The 15,963-nt window shown below is 59.8% G+C and carries 13 protein-coding genes and 1 pseudogene; 9 read left to right on the top strand and 5 right to left on the bottom strand.

Features of this window, described 5'->3' with window-relative positions:
• The 3 genes from folD to E4J89_RS17670 are packed head-to-tail and all read right to left on the bottom strand — an operon-like array spanning window position 1 to window position 3,075.
• The gene (gene folD / locus E4J89_RS17680) at window positions 1-897 is read right to left on the bottom strand and encodes a bifunctional methylenetetrahydrofolate dehydrogenase/methenyltetrahydrofolate cyclohydrolase FolD (RefSeq protein ID WP_136787531.1); all 897 of its coding nucleotides are present in this window, start codon (window positions 895-897) and stop codon (window positions 1-3) included.
• Window position 898: 1 nt separating this feature from the next.
• Entirely contained in the window at window positions 899-1,774 is an 876-nt protein-coding gene (purU, locus tag E4J89_RS17675) for a formyltetrahydrofolate deformylase (RefSeq protein ID WP_205754536.1), read from the bottom strand.
• A gap of 29 nt (window positions 1,775-1,803) precedes the next feature.
• Window positions 1,804-3,075 (bottom strand): acyl-CoA dehydrogenase family protein, encoded by a 1,272-nt coding sequence (locus tag E4J89_RS17670; protein WP_136787529.1) that lies wholly within the window; start codon window positions 3,073-3,075, stop codon window positions 1,804-1,806.
• Between the two features lie 148 nt (window positions 3,076-3,223).
• On the opposite strand from E4J89_RS17670, the gene E4J89_RS19915 reads away from it, so the two are divergent.
• Window positions 3,224-4,321, top strand: a complete 1,098-nt coding sequence (locus E4J89_RS19915) for a zinc-binding dehydrogenase (RefSeq protein ID WP_136787528.1) — start codon at window positions 3,224-3,226, stop codon at window positions 4,319-4,321.
• 521 nt (window positions 4,322-4,842) lie between these two features.
• Window positions 4,843-6,189, top strand: a complete 1,347-nt coding sequence (locus tag E4J89_RS17660; RefSeq protein ID WP_136787527.1) for an MFS transporter — start codon at window positions 4,843-4,845, stop codon at window positions 6,187-6,189.
• A gap of 529 nt (window positions 6,190-6,718) precedes the next feature.
• Here the strand turns inward: E4J89_RS17660 and E4J89_RS17655 are convergent.
• The gene (locus tag E4J89_RS17655; protein WP_205754530.1) at window positions 6,719-7,471 is read right to left on the bottom strand and encodes an SDR family oxidoreductase; all 753 of its coding nucleotides are present in this window, start codon (window positions 7,469-7,471) and stop codon (window positions 6,719-6,721) included.
• A 259-nt stretch (window positions 7,472-7,730) separates the two neighbouring features.
• On the opposite strand from E4J89_RS17655, the gene E4J89_RS17650 reads away from it, so the two are divergent.
• From E4J89_RS17650 to E4J89_RS17630, 5 genes are all read left to right on the top strand, one after another.
• Window positions 7,731-8,270 carry a flavin reductase family protein gene (locus E4J89_RS17650; protein ID WP_136787526.1) on the top strand — a complete coding sequence of 180 codons (540 nt, stop codon included), beginning with the start codon at window positions 7,731-7,733 and terminating at the stop codon, window positions 8,268-8,270.
• Window positions 8,271-8,316: 46 nt separating this feature from the next.
• Window positions 8,317-9,450 carry a maleylacetate reductase gene (locus E4J89_RS17645; protein ID WP_136787525.1) on the top strand — a complete coding sequence of 378 codons (1,134 nt, stop codon included), beginning with the start codon at window positions 8,317-8,319 and terminating at the stop codon, window positions 9,448-9,450.
• Window positions 9,450-10,367, top strand: coding sequence for an intradiol ring-cleavage dioxygenase (locus E4J89_RS17640; protein ID WP_205754529.1), 918 nt, complete (start codon window positions 9,450-9,452; stop codon window positions 10,365-10,367). The genes E4J89_RS17645 and E4J89_RS17640 overlap by 1 nt, the downstream gene beginning before the upstream one ends.
• A 412-nt stretch (window positions 10,368-10,779) precedes the next feature.
• Window positions 10,780-12,150, top strand: a complete 1,371-nt coding sequence (locus E4J89_RS17635) for an aminomethyltransferase family protein (protein WP_136787523.1) — start codon at window positions 10,780-10,782, stop codon at window positions 12,148-12,150.
• A 577-nt stretch (window positions 12,151-12,727) separates the two neighbouring features.
• Entirely contained in the window at window positions 12,728-13,699 is a 972-nt protein-coding gene (locus E4J89_RS17630; protein WP_136787522.1) for a formylglycine-generating enzyme family protein, read from the top strand.
• A 42-nt stretch (window positions 13,700-13,741) separates the two neighbouring features.
• Here the strand turns inward: E4J89_RS17630 and E4J89_RS17625 are convergent, their stop codons facing one another.
• Window positions 13,742-14,380, bottom strand: coding sequence for a TetR family transcriptional regulator (locus E4J89_RS17625; RefSeq protein WP_240691972.1), 639 nt, complete (start codon window positions 14,378-14,380; stop codon window positions 13,742-13,744).
• 203 nt (window positions 14,381-14,583) lie between these two features.
• Between E4J89_RS17625 and E4J89_RS17620 the strand changes: the two genes are divergently transcribed.
• Entirely contained in the window at window positions 14,584-15,573 is a 990-nt protein-coding gene (locus tag E4J89_RS17620; protein ID WP_136787521.1) for an ABC transporter substrate-binding protein, read from the top strand.
• Between the two features lie 30 nt (window positions 15,574-15,603).
• Window positions 15,604-15,963 (top strand): annotated as a pseudogene (locus tag E4J89_RS17615) (nitrate ABC transporter permease); the annotation flags it as partial.

Genomic DNA, 15,963 nt, shown 5'->3' with positions numbered 1-15,963 from the left:
CTACTCGTGGTGTGACACCATTGGGGACGCGGCGATCCCCACTGTTGCTTCCTTTTGCATCTTATGGGCTGTGAAGGTGTTCTCCAGCAACATGGTTATGGTCATAGGCCCGACACCGCCGGGCACAGGTGTGATCCAAGACGCGATCTCTTCCACCTCGTCGAATTTCACGTCTCCAACCAAACCACCGCGGGTGCGGTGAATCCCTACGTCGATGACGATTGCGTCCTTCTTAACATGTTCAGCGCCTATGAGTCCGGGCACGCCGGCAGCGACCACAAGGATGTCGGCTCCGCAGGTTATGCCCGGCAGGTCTGTGGTGCGGGAGTGGGCGATGGTCACGGTGGCGTGGCGTTGCAGCAGTAGCTGGGCCAAGGGCCGGCCTACGAGTTCGCTTCGTCCCACTACAACTGCCTGTTTCCCTTCCATCTCTACACCCGTTGCGTCCAGCAAGGCGATGACCCCGCTGGGCGTGCAGGGACGCAAACCGGGCAGCCCCTGAGTGAGCAGTGCAACTGACGCTGCGGTCAGTCCATCGACGTCCTTCTCTGCGGGAATAACTTCAAGCAGCGGCGTCGGGTCCAGGCCGGCCGGCAGCGGAAGTTGCAAAAGAATGCCGGAGACATCGCTCTCTGCTGCTAGGTCAGCGAGGACTGCCTTGACCTCAGCCTGTGACGCTCCAGCGGGAAGGCGGCGATGGAAGTCACGAATACCGGCTTGGGTGGAAGCCTTTCGTTTGTTGCCGACGTAAACTTCGCTTGCCGGATCGTCGCCAACTAGAACCGTAGCCAAGCCGGGCACAGTTCCGGTCATTGATTTGTAATTAGCGATGTCCTTTTCCAGCCGGTCTCGTCGTGACTGTGCGACCTGCCGGCCGTCGAGGATGCGGGCTCCCACCTTAGAACACGACCGTGGTGTTGCCGTGCAACATGACCCGATCTTCGCAATGCCAAGACACAGCTCGGGAGAGGACTGCACGTTCGACGTCTGCCCCGGATCTCATTAGCTGTCGCGTTGTCCCATCATGGGAGACACGGATGACGTCCTGTTCGATGATGGGCCCCTCGTCGAGATCTTTTGTCACGTAGTGGGCAGTTGCCCCAATCAGCTTCACCCCCCTGTCTTTGGCTTTCTGGTAGGGACCAGCGCCAATGAATGCAGGGAGGAAGGAATGGTGAATGTTGATGACGGGGGTCCCGACCTCGTCGAGAAAGTTCTCGGAGATGACTTGCATGTAGCGGGCAAGGACGATCAGGTCGACATTGCCGTTGAGCAGTTCGAGGTGGCGGTGTTCGGCCTCTTTCTTGTCCCCGGATACAGGTACATGGAAGTACGGGATACCGAATGGCCGGACGGATTCGGCAAGGTCGGCATGGTTGGAGACCACCATGACGATGTCCATCGCAATCTCACCGCGCTTGTGCCGCCACAACAAGTCCAGCAGGCAGTGATCCGTTTTCGACACGAAGATCGCCACACGCTTCCGACTCGCAGCAGGTGCCAGGTGCCAAGTGAGGTCAAAGTTTTTCAAGGCCGCACCCAGGCTACGCTCCAACGCGGGCAGGGCGGCGGGAAGATCTTCAATGTGGAATTCAGTTCGCTGGAAGAATGCGCCGCCTTGCGCGTCGGTCGAGAACTGGTCCAGAGCGATGACGTTGGCCCCGCTTTCGGTCAGCGCCGACGAGACGGTCGAGACGATCCCGGGCTGGTCCACGCCCTGGACTAGGAGGCGTGCGATGTTGGAGTTGTGTGCGCGATCTTGGTTAGTGGGCATGGGAAGGGACAAGGTGGCAGCGGTGTTGGTCATAGCGGGTCCTTCGCGAACTCGCCGACGTTGAAATGTGCGCGCGTGTACGCGGTGGCAGCGGGGTCTGCCATCACTGTGTTGAGGTGGGACCACCATTGGCTGAGGTCACGAAATATCCGTTCGAGCCGCGAACCGTTAACAACGGCGCTGGAGCCTGCACTCTTGAAGAGGATCTCCTGTACTGCGCCCCAGGCGATCTCCCCGGCCTGTGAGGCTACAAGGTGGACGAGGAAATCTTCCTTCGGAGTGATGGCGTCTCCGCCTTCGGCAGTCCGCTCGACGAACTGCTGGAACAGTGCTGCCGCGTGGTCCAACGTAGCCTGCGCTGATTCAAGCTTTGCCGTGGCTACACCGAAGCGGTGCTGGAAGAAAAGATCTTCGGTCCGGTTAGGGAAAGGAGGCCGAGTGGTCTTCTTATGGGGCATCAGTGCTGCGTATTCGTCCAAGGCTCCCAGCGCTCCTCCGACCGCGAGGTTGGCCAACTCGGCCCCAAAGAAACCGATCTCACTAGCCCCGAACATCGGATTGCCGTGCAGCGCCAGACCCGGTGTTCCGGTGGATATGTCCAATGCGGTCTGGTTCACTCCTTCCAGAACGTAGTGTCCCGGTATAAAGGCGTCGCTGAAGAGCACGGAGTGGGAGCCGCTCCCCTTTAACCCAAGGGTGTGCCCCCAGTCGTCAAGGACGGTGTAGCTTTCCCGCGGGGCAATAAACGTGGACACGACGCCCGGGCGGTCATCATGGAAGGCGTGTCCCGAGAAGTGGGTGGAGTACGGGACCCCGGAAGCGTAGCTGTGCTTGCCGTTGACGATGAACCCGCCTTCCACCCGGGTGAGAGTTCCTGCGGGCGCGCTCGTCATTGGAGCGGCAAAGTAGGGGCCGGAGAAAATCTCCCGCTGCGCATGCTCCGGCCACAGCGAGGCGACCTGGAGGTTATGTCCTGAGGCCAGGGTAAGACACCAGCCCGTCGCCATATCGGCTCGCGCAATCTCACGCATGACCAGTAGGAACTCCGCGAGCGTAAATTCGTATCCACCAAAAGTCTTAGGTCTCAGTAGGTGGTAAAACCCAGCAGCCAGGAACCCGCGGTGCAGTTCCTCGGAGTGATAGCTCCGCGCTTCAGTGGCAGCGGCCTCATCCCGGACAAGTTGTCCCAGGGTCCGTGCGCTGTTCAAAGCCTCCTCTAGGGTGAGGCTGGCCGGGACGGTGTCGTCCTTCGTGTCGACAGGGGTGGTCATCGAAACTCCTTCAGGGTCGTCATCGACCACTACTGTTCCGCGGCACTCGGAGGGATCCCTAGCGTAGACCTACGTGTTTGCATACGTGATTGATCGAATAGGTGTTCTGCCTTCTCCCGTGACAGGCAATCATTGGTCTCAGCCCACTCCCTACCAGCAGATAGATAAGGAAGTTCGAATGCGCGCAGCTCTTTCCCTCGAACCCCAGCAACCGCTAGTGGTCGAGGACATAACCCTCAGCGATCCTGGCGAGGGACAGGTAATTGTCCGTCTCGATGCCTCGGCTGTGTGCAGCACAGACAAATTGACGCTCGCGGGGGATCGGGCTGCGCCGATTGCGGTCGTTCCCGGTCACAGCGCAACCGGGGTCGTGGAGGCAGTGGGCCACAACACCGTCAAAGCCCAGGTTGGGGATCGTGTGGTTATCGCTGGCAGCATGGAATGCGGCAGTTGTTACAGCTGCCGGCAGGGGACTCCGTCCCAGTGCGAGAAACTTTGGCAGGACACATTCAATCCCCCACACGTGGGAACGACCTCCCACGGGCTTCCTCTCGTCGGGGTTGGCGGGGTTGGGACGTTCAGTGAATACATGACGTACTACGAACGAAACTTTGCCGTCGTTTCCAGCGACTTGGAACCCGAACATTTAGCCCTTCTGGGATGCGGGGCGATCTCGGGTGTGGGAGCAGTCATCGAAGTGGGACAGGTCAAGCCCGGAGACGACGTGCTGGTTCTTGGTTGCGGCCACCTCGGCTTGTGGATGATTCAGGCGGCACGTATGGCCGGCGCGGCAAACATCATTGCCGTCGAGCCGTTGCCGGCCCGACGCGAACTCGCCGGCACGCTCGGTGCCACCACTGTCATCGATCCTCGGAACGATGACACGGCAGCTCTCGTTTTGGCCAAGACCATGGGGCGCGGCGTCGACGTCGCACTAGAAGCCACGGGAGCGCAAGGAAGCGTCGAGGATGCATTCAGCCTGACTCGCAACGGCGGCATCATAGTCGCTACCAGCATGGTCGCTCCCTTGCAATCATCCACCGTCAGTCTCCCAAGTGTCCCGCTTTCACTTTTTGGCAAACAGGTACGCGGATCCCAAAGCGGTGGAGGCTTCCTCAACCGCGATCTGCCGCGCATTGCTCGGTTGATCGAACGGGGCAAGTTGGACGTTGCCGCCATGCTCAGCACTACTTTCACTCTCGATCAAGCCGACGAAGCGATGCAGGCGGCCGCCGATCGGTCGCTGATCACCGGCGTCGTACTCACACATGCCTGATCATGGAGCAGCCTCTCGCACAACTCTTACTTACGTACTGCCACAGCGTTCGACGACTAATGATAGGAGAAGCAATGTCCAAGTACCTGATCGGCTAGAGGGCGGAGCCCTGAAAAACTATCGCCGGGGCCTGAATAAACCGACTGCCAAGACAAACAACTCTCGTGGAAGACCACCTGCTATCCCAGAGACTGGTCTTGTCCCTGGGGTATAGAAGCCGGCGGCCCCGAAGGGCTTGAGTCCTCAAAAACCAGGCGCTGTACCTGCTTAGTGCCTCAGCCGCTCTGTATAGCTAGAACTGGTATGCCCACCGCCCAACAGCAGGGTAGTACGGTCGGCGGCTTACATCCTGAGAGCGGGAACAACCGCTCCAGTCCATCTCCACAGATTTAGGTCCCTACGATGCACGCGGCTACCACTAAGAAGGGGAGCCGCATCGAAACATTTACTGCACGGACTCCAAAAGAAGCCGGTGCACCGCATCTAATCTGCTCTTTGCGTTCAATACCACATCAAAATCGATGGGAAAAACAAAAATGCTCAATGCAGGCATGCCTGATATTAACAATTCCTCCAACACCTCCGGACTCGACGCCGACGCCACGGTTTCGAAACGCGGCCGCCGGGCCTGGATGGTGGTAGCCGGTTCAGCGGCAGCTCTCTCGGTGTCAGTAGTTCCCTTGTTTATGAGTACCAGCGGCGTGTTTCTGAAACCGATTAGCGACGAATTCGGATGGAGCCGTGGTGCGATCAGCGCCGGCGTTGCAATCGGCGGCCTCTTGAGCGTGCTGGTACAACCTATGGTCGGCTCCGCCATCGACAAATGGGGGGTGCGGCGCGTTGTGCCAGTCGGCGTAATCTTGATGGCCCTCAACCTTGCCGCGTTGGCGGTTACGCCAGCCGTCCTGGGGGTCTATGTCCTCCTTGTCGCCTTGTTGGCAGTGACCGGGGGTCCTCAGAACCCGGTCTCCTACGTCAAGACGGTAGCCCGATGGGTCGACCGCCGCCGCGGCTTGGCCATTGGGTTGGCTGTAACCGGGGTTGCCATTGGTCAGGCAGTTATTCCCCAATACGCGCAGTATCTTGTTGGCCTCTTCGGCTGGCGCGCAGGCTACTTCGGGCTTGCAGCACTGTTGCTAATCGTGGCTCTTCCCTCTGTCCTCGGCCTGGTCCGCGACCCGAAACCAGGTGAAGTCCCAGGAACAACTGTGCACCCCTTGGCTGCGGATCAAGCAACACAAAAGCTCACCGGTATTTCGGTTCGCTCCGCGCTTCGGAATCGCACCTTTTGGTTGCTGGCTTCCTCGGTCCTGCTGGCCACGATGGTTATCGTAGGCACTACCATCCACGCAGTGCCATTGCTGACAGACAACGGTTGGAGTCCCGCGGAAGCGGCGGGTTCTCTCGCCGCTTTAGGTATGGCATCAATCGCAGGACGAATTTTTGCAGGCCTGCTTTACGACCGCTTTCACGCGCCGAAGGTTGGCGCGATTGTATTCGCTGTGGCATGTCTCGGCATCGTTTTCCTGGCCTCCGGGACGGCACCTATTTTCGCATTGATCACGATTGGTTTCGCCGCAGGCGCCGAGACAGACCTCATCGCCTTTCTCGCCTCGCGTTACTTCGGCCTTCACTCCTACAGCCAACTGACAGGCTACCTCTTTGGAGCGGCCGGAATCGGCACCGGTCTGGGACCGGTTGTCTTGGGGACGGCATTTGACGTCAACGGCACCTACACGTCGGTACTGTTCCTCTTCGCCGGGGCACTCCTGATCGCAGCAGCCCTCCTGCTGTTCCTACCGAAGACCTATCCCTTCCCGACCGGCAGCAAGGCAACTGAAAGCGGAAATGTTTCCATGACCAGCTGATCTATCCTGGCGCAGCAGAAGCCGTTTTCTTCACGTTGAACTGTTCGGCATCAAACGGAAGTCAAATCCTGCTGCTCCGGCACAAGAAGACTGGGGCCGGAGCAGCAGGACTTTGCTGCTCCGGCCCGTGGATTACTCCAGTCATCCGTAAGCGTTTGCTGAACTTCCAACGTAGGCCGTGGCCGTGTTCCGCCCGGATCCCTCACGGGCGCAGCGGTACCGTCCTGAAAGTTTTCAGCCTATTGTGCCGGCGGTATTATGCCGCCGGTACAAGCGCTCGCAAGGACTGGGATTTCGCCAGCTCCACAGCAGGCCTGGGGGAGTAGGGGCAAATCGCCCGACGTGCCACCGTTCCAGGCAGCAGCTCCATCTGATGGTTCAGCTCGAAACATTCACACGCACCACTGCTGTCGCCACGTTTCGATCTCTTGATGATGAAATCGTCGAGCTTGGATTGAACTACAGCACGGCTTATCACCTTCAAGGGGATTTTCCGCGGCACGGTACCAGAGACCTGCTGGTTGATGGCTTAGCCGTGCTCAATACCCGAGACTACTCCCCCGTCAACCGCGAACTGGCTGCCAGTTGAATAAACTGCACGGGAAACGATGTAAATCATCATGTCGGCTACCTCTTCCGGCCGCCCGAACCGCGGTATGGGAAGGTTCCCAGCCACGGCGTCCTCCCGGGCGCCGCCCATCATCGCTGTGTCGATATAGCCGGGATGCAGAGAGTTGACCCTGATGCCGTACCGCCCCAACTCAAGCGCAGCTACCTTCGTCAGACCGTCGATCGCCATCTTGGTCGCAACGTAGTGTGCCAGTTTGGTGACCGGTACCGTTGCCGTCATCGAAGACGTGTTGACGATGGCTCCGCCGCCGGCCTGCTTCATGGAGGAAATCACGGCCGAGATCCCATTGAAGTGGCCTGTGAGGTTCACGTCCAGGGTCTTTTGCCATTCCTCCGCAGTCATATCCTCCAGTAAGCGCGGAATGCTAACTCCTGCGTTATTTACCAAGATATCGACGTGTCCGCTGCCCCACTTCGGGTCTTCGGCCATGGTGACCGCAGCAGACCAATCATCTGGGTTCGTGACATCGAGTCGGGTGAAGCGAGCGGCGGCCCCAAGTTCCAGTGCGGTAGCTTCACCCGCCTTCGCATCAACATCACCGAGCACGACCTTGGCACCGTTTTGTACGAGCGCTGCTGCATGAGCTGCACCAATGCCCCTTCCTGCACCCGACACAAGTGCGGTACGCCCAGTCAATGGTGAATTAGACAAGATGACCTCCTAAAAAATCAAAGAAGATATAGCCGGATGAGTGCCAGCCTAGAAGTGAAAGTTTCTCGCCGCTGCAAGGTAGCGCTGATTCGCGTGGAACTACCTATACGCGTCTTCCGGGCATCCGAACCGGCGATGTTGATCAGGTAGCCGTTCGGGTAATCTCCTGCTGTTCCGTAACTCTCCCGTAGCCATAGGTTCGTAGGACCAATTGGCCTTCCTGCTTGGTGGGTCACCGAATTCGGAAGGGAGCTCCGCAATGGACACTGCAGTCCAAGAGCGCAACAGCACCAATGACGTTTTGTCAGCAGATCATTTCAAGAGGGCCTTCAGAAACCATCCTGCAGGCGTGGCAGTGATCACTGCCGACCCAGGGGACGGTCCCGTCGCTCTGACCGCTACTTCAGTTATTTCCATCAGTGCGGCCCCTCCCATACTGGCCTTCTCACTTTCCTCAACCTCGTCGGCCAGCGCTGCCATACTCAAGGCCGAAACGGTGGTAATACACCTACTAACAGCTCATGACCTCCCTATCGCCCAACTCTGCTCGACGAGCGGTTTGGACAGGTTTGCTGACCTCACTCTCTGGCGCAGGCTCAGTACCGGCGAGCCCATCTTTCACTCCGTCGTCAACCGGATAAGAGGGCGAATCACCAATACCGTGGACGCGGGCGGGTCAACAATTGTTGCTGTAGAAGCCCTCGAAAGCAGCGTCACCGAGGCTCCAGAGGCGGCTGTGTCTCCGCTTATCTACCACGACCGGACATGGCATCATCTAGGACGCCACTCCGTACTCTGAACCTGCGATTTTCCATGCACGAATTCGGCCATCGGAAGGAACCGCTTTGCCTTTGAACTTCGAGCACATCACTTTGGGCCAGCGCGTGGTCTTCGAATCCGGCCGTTTCGCCCAAAACGTTGCCGCCGAGGGCCAGCGGCTTGGCGCGCAGCGTGCCATGCTCATCGCCTCCAACCGCGACCATGAACTGGTCTCCACACTATCGGCCGCGATTCCCGTGGCTCTGCGTTGGAACGAGGTCCGTCAGCATGTCCCGGTCGAGAACGCCGAGCGAGCCCGTGCAGCCGCGGCCGAGGCCGAAGTCGACCTTCTGGTGGCGGTAGGCGGGGGGTCAGCGACCGGCCTGGCGAAGGCCATAGCGTTAACCAGCAGCGTACCGATTGTTTCCGTACCCACCACTTTCTCCGGGTCGGAAGCGACGAATATGTGGGGCTTGACGGAGAACGGCACAAAGCGCACCGGAATCGATTTGAAGGTGCTGCCAGCCGCCGTCGTCTATGACGCGGAGCTGACGCTCTCCCTGCCCATAGAGCTGGCAGTTTCCTCCGGCCTGAACGGTCTGGCACATGCGGTGGATTCACTGTGGGCGCCCCGGGCCGATCCGATCAACCAAGCGCTGGCGCTGGAGGGCGCGCGGTCGCTTGCGGGCGCCCTGCGGGGTCTCGTTGCGCACCCCGACGACCTCTCGTCCCGCGAGCAAGCCCTTTACGGCTGCTACCTCTCGGCTGTAGCTTTCGCGTCCGCCGGATCAGGCCTTCACCACAAAATCTGCCATGTGCTCGGTGGCACGTTCGATCTTCCACACGCACCCACCCACGCTGCTGTGTTGCCATATGTGCTTGCCCTGAATGCACCTGCGGTCCCCGAGCTGGCAGCCCGACTGGCAGGTTCCCTGGGCCCCCACGATCCAGGAGAAGATCCGGCAGCGGCCGCCGTTGCCGCCCTCAGTGGTCTGCACACCATGCTCGGGGCACCAGGACAATTGCGCGGTGACAAATTCACCACCCGAGATATAGCCGAAGCGACAAGCCGAATCGTAGCTGCTGCGCCCTCGTCCAACCCTGTCGCTGTCACAGAAGAGAACATCACAATGTTGCTGTCCGACGCCCTCACTGGAGCAGTGCCAACTAGCCCCTTCCAATGGGCCCAGAATCCGAACCGCGAACAAGGAGCACCATGATGACTGACACCAGCCACACCAGCGGATCGAGGTCGGCCGTCTTAGCCGAGCAGTCCGCCGTCGAGGAAACCCTGACCCGGAATGTCCTGCGCTCGTTCGAGAACTGCACCGACCCGCGGCTTAAGGAGCTCATGCAAGGCCTTGTAACCCACCTGCACGCCTTCATCCGCGATGTCCGCCTGACCGAGGCCGAATGGAATAGGGCCATCGAGTTCCTCACCGCCACCGGACACATCACCGACGACAAGCGTCAGGAATTCATCCTGCTCTCCGACGTCCTCGGCGCCTCAATGCAGACCATCAACGTCAACAATGAGGCCTACAAGAACGCCACGGAGGCCACCGTGTTCGGCCCGTTCTTCGTCGACGACGCCCCCGAAATCGCGATCGGCGGCGATATCGCCGGCGGCGCCCCCGGCCAGCCCTGCTGGGTCGAAGGCACCGTCTGGGACACCGACGGCAACCCGGTCCCCGGAGCACGGATCGAAGTCTGGGAAGCCGACGAAGAGGGCTTCTACGACGTCCAGTACACCGACGGCCGGGTCGCCGGACGCGCACACCTGTTCGCTGACCAGGACGGCAACTACAACTTCTGGGGCCTCACCCCGACCCCGTACCCGATCCCGCACGACGGCCCGGTGGGACAGATGCTTGAAGCAACCGGCCGGTCCCCGATGCGCGCCTCGCACTTGCACTTCATGGTCACCGCATCGGGCAAACGCACCCTAGTCACGCACATCTTCGTCAGCGGCGACGACCTGCTCAAATCCGACACGGTCTTCGGCGTCAAGGAGTCGCTGATCAAAGACTTCGTGGAACATCCCCCCGGAGTGCCGGCCCCGGACGGACGCGACCTCGACGGACAAGGCTGGGTACGCACCCGCTTCGACATCGTCCTCGCGCCCGAGAACGCATAATCCATCATATCGCCGCCCTAACTGCGCGGACGATTCCAGGGGCGGCGGAAGAATGGTCGCCATTTTGACCTGTCCGCGACGGTGGTACGGTATGTTTCGCCTAGTTTGCAGCACGGCTTGGGGCCTTCGTTCTGCCCCTTACACTCGGCCCTTAGCGTGAGAATACCCAACCTCATACGCGATCCATAGAACGCGTAAGGGCGAATCAACCCTGCGCGGGCAGAATGATGGCTGAACAAACCATCACTTCCAGGCCGAAAGACCTGGACAAGGACGTCAACGATGAAGGGCTGACGAAAGGCCGGCGGACGCTGCGTCAACGCAGGTGCATATGACAACGAACTCGGAGTAAACGGATGCCGGCCCAATCGCAGTGCAACGAAGCACGCAGAACCTAAAGGAGAACTAACAGATGTCAGCATCTACTGCTATTGCTGAGGGAGTCTTTACACTTTTCCAGGCGGGACCTAGGCAGGTCCCCTTCGAGTATGAAGGTGCGCGTTCCGAAATACTCGCATCCAAAACGACGGCACATATCTGTACCGCACTCCATGGCATTTCACCGGTGTACGACGTCAGTGGCCCCGAGGCTCTTGAGTTCCTCCGTTCGGTATGCGTGAATTCCCTCGCAAACTTCGAAGTCGGTCAAATCCGCCACGCAGTGTTGTGCAATGAAAAGGGGCAGATACTTACCGACGGAGTCTTGGCACGCATTTCCGAGGACACCTACCGCTCATACTGGCTCGCCCCGGTCTTGGAGTACCGGCTGCTCAACAGCACATTCGATGTGCAAGGCACTGACAGGACATCTGAGGAATTTTTCATTCAGGTAGCTGGACCCCGGTCACTCGAGATACTGGAACAAGCGGCTGGGGAAGACCTTCACGACATCAGGTTTGCCAGGCACCGAGTAGCCATGATTGCAGGCGTCCCGGTCCGTATTATTCGACTCGGAATGGCCGGAGGCCTCGCCTACGAACTCCATGGCGACATGGAGGACACCGAAGCTGTTTACCGCGCCATCTGGGAAGCCGGTCAGCGGTTCGGAATGAAGAAGCTTGGACAGGCGGCCTACATGATGCAGCACACAGAGGCGGGCTTTCCAAACATAAATCTGCACTATCCCTTACCGTGGTACGAAGACCCCGATCTCGCAGCCTTCTTCGACACGCGACCCCATTCGGCAATGTTCAATAAGTACCGCGAGTTGGTTGGCAGTGTCGGTAACGAAATCGAAGACCGGTTCGTCACGCCACTACAGGTCGGCTGGAGAAAGCTGGTCGACTTCAATCATGAGTTCGTAGGTCGAGAGGCGTTGCTCAAGGCCGCCGAGACTGACGACCGCACGGCCGTTACATTGGTCTGGAACGAAGAGGACGTTGCGGATATATTCGCGTCCCAATTCAGAGGGCGGGACGTTGAGCCCTACGACTCGATCGACGAACGACTAGTGGACATGTACTTCAATACGAACGGTCGTTCGGGATTCGTTTACCACGCAGACTGGGTGCTCGACGAGAAGGGTGACCGGATTGGCACTTCGACCGGCCGAATCAACAGCGTCTTCTACCGGCGAATGATCTCTATTGGTTTTGTCAGCAAAAAGCATGTCGAAATCGGCCAGGAGTTGACAGTAGTGTGGGGCCGTCCCGGAACACCTCAAAAGAAGGTGCGAGCTACTGTGGCACGCGTCCCGTTCTTCGATCTCGTCAACAACAACGAAGTCGACGTTGAGACGATCCCTCATCCGAACCTTGAGGTCCTTCACGAACCTGTTTCGTGAACAGCTATCAGGGAAAGTGGCCAGTAAAGGAGATGCTCGGGGCCGAATGTTGGGTTCCCGCTTGTGCCTTTGATCATAGAAGGCCGAGACATCTTCGAGGGCAAGAATAGTTGTCTGCAGATCGGTACTGATTTGCAACTGCCCCTGTGTGGGAGTTCGTCCCGGAACTCCCACATAGGGGTTAAGTGTCTTTCAAATTGCGCTTCGTGCTCTTATCTTGAACGTGCTGGAACCTCTGTTAGGAACCGTCTTAGCTAATGTGCAGCACCTCGATGGGATCGCATCGAAGCACCGGAATGGTTGATGCTATGTATGCAAAGTGGTGTCAGATGACAGGATCATTGAGAAACCGCAATGACAAATATCTGAGAATTGCGGTTCTGACGGTCTAGGAGTGCCAACTGGGTTGAGACCCTACAAGTTTAGCTATTCTCGTCAGCAAAACCGGCCCTGGAAGCTTCGCCATCGAGTCGACAGAGCAGGTGCCCTATGAATCACCTTCGAAGCGCGGGCACCCTCAGCCCGCGCCAGTGGCTGCGTGATACGTCCGGCCGGTTGACCGGACAAGGAGGTTGCAATGGATTGTTGCGGTATCCCCACTCGTGCACCGGGGCAACATCAACCGGACGCGGCGTCTCGACCTTCCTCCGTTTCAGACCCTGAGCCTGTACAGCAGGGACTCGGACGTAAGCAGCCGACGGTTACTGAGGAGGTGAGCATCCCCGGAGGACGGTTCAGCATGGGTGATCAACTGGGGGAGGGCTATGCGTCGGATGGTGAGAGTCCGGTCCACGACGTAGTTGTCAACGGTTTCAGGCTGGATGCCACGGCCGTCACTAACGTGCAGTTCGCGGCATTTGTTGAAGCTACCGGCTATCGGACCGAATCCGAGTACTACGGATCCTCCGCCGTGTTCCACTTGCAGGTCCGCGCAGTGGCACAGGACATCCTAGGACAGGTATCGGGGACACCCTGGTGGCTGAATGTTCGCGGGGCCGACTGGGCCCACCCCTGCGGGCCCCTTTCGAGTTGGCAGGCGATCGCGGACCATCCCGTTGTACAGGTGTCGTGGAACGACGCCGAAGCGTACTGTCGGTGGGCAGGACGGCGATTGCCCACCGAGGCTGAATGGGAGTATGCGGCCCGCGGGGGACTCCACGGTAAGCGTTACCCGTGGGGCGACGAGCTTTACGGTCCTTCGGGAGAGCACCTGTGCAACATCTGGCAGGGCGAGTTCCCGGTGGCGAACACGCTCGACGACGGGTATCTGGGTACCGCACCGGTTCGTAGCTTCAGGCCAAACGGATTTGGCCTGTACGAGGTCAGCGGGAATGTGTGGGAGTGGTGCAGCGACTGGTTCCTGCCGAAATATTATCAAAAGGCTCCGGAAGAGAATCCGCAGGGGCCAACAATCGGCCGTAACCGGGTCATGCGCGGTGGCTCGTTCCTCTGCCACGACTCATACTGCAACCGTTACCGAGTCGCGGCGCGCAGTTCCAACAGTCCTGAGTCCGCCAGCAGCAACTGCGGCTTCCGCACCGCTGCCTGAATCAGCGCGGTTCGGCAAGCGCAGCGGGCAAAAAACCCCGGCCTAGCTACGTTCGCCTGGGTCCCCGGCGTAAACAAAGGATCCGGCCACACTAGCGGCGAGCATTTCCACTAACGCCGCAGACCGATCCATGTCAGGGTCGGCCAGGTGCTGCATGCTGATGCCGTCGATGCCGGAGATGAACAGCCGCGCCGCAAGCTCTAGGTTGGAGGGGACAGGTTCACCCGCATTGCGGGCCGCGGTTTCGAACAGGAGGCAGGTGGACTTGATCCAGCCTTCGTACATGGACCTGTTGCGTGCCAGCGCCGCCGGCTCTTCGTCGGGATTGACCCGAAACCGGCGCAGCAGAAGCTCAAAAGTCGTGACCTGCTCATGGGGTTCGGCGAGCATGCGTTCCCATACCCGGCGGGCATGGGCAAACACTACGGACTTCAGGCCTGCGTCGGAAGCCGGGACAGGTGGAAGCGCCTGGGCATAGTCGCGGCTGAGGTAGTAGTAGACCTCTTCCAGCAACTCGTCTTTGCTGCGGAAACAGTAGTGCAGCGAGGCGAGCGGGGCGTCCGCTTCCGCGGCAATGCGGCGGGTCGTGGCCGCGCTGAGGCCGTCCTGGGCGATCACTCGCGCTGCAGAACGGACAAACTGAAGCCTGCGTTCGGCGGTGGGTACCCGGGCCAACAGCATTCACCTCCGGCTAAATGGCTCAATTCTGGTAGCCGCGGAGACAAGACAATTCAGCCAGTTAGCCGGGTGTTGCCATGCGGTCTCACACAAGTCTAAGACTGCTTTTTTGATAAAAGGTGGTCAAGTGACCAAGTCATGCGACATACTAGCTCCGACGCACGTAATCCACCTCACATAAGTACCGCCACCCACAAGGAGAAACCATGCGAAGCAAACTCCCCATTGCCCTGGCAGGCGTTTTGGCGCTTGGCCTGTCCGCATGCAGCACAGCAGCGTCTGATCCCGGTTCCGATACCACCGGCACAACAACAACCCTGAAGGTCTCCACGATCGGACTCACTTCGGATGCCGGGCTGATGCTCGGCATCGACAAGGGCTTCTTCAAGGACGAGGGGCTGGAGATCGAGGTGTCCACGGTTGCGAACCCGCCGGCTGGCATCGCGGCGGCTCAAAGCGGCCAGATCGATCTGGCCTACACACCGACCATCCCGCTGCTCAACGCCATGAGCCAAGGTGTGCCGTTGAGCATCGTCGCAGCAGCCGACGGCTATGAAGACGGGGCAATCAACGGTGATGACCTCACCACCGTGGACGACACCGGTCTGGTGGTGGCCAAGGACGCCGGCATCGCCAGCCCGAAGGATCTGGAAGGCAAATCGGTGGCCATCCCGGCCCGGAAAGCACAGCTGGAAGTGACCGTCAGCAAACTCATCAAGGACGACGGCGGGGACCCCGCCAAGGTCAACTGGATGGTGCTGGACTTCGCTTCAGCCGTGCAGTCGTTGAAACAGGGCCGCGTTGATGCGGCTGCACTGGTCGCCCCGTTCATTGGCAGCGCCCAGGAAGCCGGCGGGGTCCTCCTGGCGTCGCCGGGGATCGAATTCTTCCGCGAAGGCGCTGTCGGCGTATGGGTCGCGGGGCAGTCGACGGTTGACGGCAAGCACGAAGCGCTGGCCAAATTCCAGACCGCGATCAATAAGGCCAATGCCTACGCGAACGAGAACACGGACGAGGTGCAGGCCAAGGCGGCCGAAGTGACCAAGCAGCCGCTGGAGGACATCCAGAGCGGTACCGACACCTACTGGCCCACCGAGGTGCGGGCCGCCGACGTCGAACGCGTCAACAAGGCTCTGGTCGAACTCGGGTTCCTGACCGAAGAAGTGAACCTGGACCAGGTCCTCTTCACCAAGTAACAGAGAAACCGCGCAACCAAGGAGTCACGGATGAAGCTACACCCATTGCTGGCGGGGACCATGGGTCTCCTCGCGGCCGGGGTGCTGTGGGAGGCGGTGGCGGTCGGCCCAATGGCCGGCACCGCCCTCCCCACCCTCAGCAGCACCCTGCAGACGTTGGTGTCCGACGCCTCAGGTCAGGAATTCTGGACTAGTACGCTGCAGACAGTCGGGGTGGCGCTGCTGGGATTGGCGGCGTCTGCCGCCGGTGGGGTCCTCCTCGGCGTCCTCATCGGCAGCTTCCCCTCGGCACGCTATGCCACGTTGGCCGTGGTGGAGTTTCTCAAGCCGATTCCGCCGATCGTGGTCCTGCCGCTCGTTGTGCTGATCTTCGGTCCGACGCCGACCATG

The organism is Arthrobacter sp. CAU 1506, assembly GCF_005047635.1.
GTDB lineage: Bacteria > Actinomycetota > Actinomycetes > Actinomycetales > Micrococcaceae > Crystallibacter.
The sequence above is the reverse complement of the archived record's forward strand: the minus strand, read 5'-3'. Positions and strand labels throughout refer to the sequence as shown.

Coding starts and splice junctions, on each gene's coding strand:
- purU (WP_205754536.1), bottom strand. CDS start 1,774: ATGCCCACTAACCAAGATCGCGCACACAACTCCAACATCGCACGCCTC.
- E4J89_RS19915 (WP_136787528.1), top strand. CDS start 3,224: ATGCGCGCAGCTCTTTCCCTCGAACCCCAGCAACCGCTAGTGGTCGAG.
- E4J89_RS17660 (WP_136787527.1), top strand. CDS start 4,843: ATGGGAAAAACAAAAATGCTCAATGCAGGCATGCCTGATATTAACAAT.
- E4J89_RS17650 (WP_136787526.1), top strand. CDS start 7,731: ATGGACACTGCAGTCCAAGAGCGCAACAGCACCAATGACGTTTTGTCA.
- E4J89_RS17640 (WP_205754529.1), top strand. CDS start 9,450: ATGACTGACACCAGCCACACCAGCGGATCGAGGTCGGCCGTCTTAGCC.
- E4J89_RS17635 (WP_136787523.1), top strand. CDS start 10,780: ATGTCAGCATCTACTGCTATTGCTGAGGGAGTCTTTACACTTTTCCAG.
- E4J89_RS17630 (WP_136787522.1), top strand. CDS start 12,728: ATGGATTGTTGCGGTATCCCCACTCGTGCACCGGGGCAACATCAACCG.
- E4J89_RS17625 (WP_240691972.1), bottom strand. CDS start 14,380: ATGCTGTTGGCCCGGGTACCCACCGCCGAACGCAGGCTTCAGTTTGTC.
- E4J89_RS17620 (WP_136787521.1), top strand. CDS start 14,584: ATGCGAAGCAAACTCCCCATTGCCCTGGCAGGCGTTTTGGCGCTTGGC.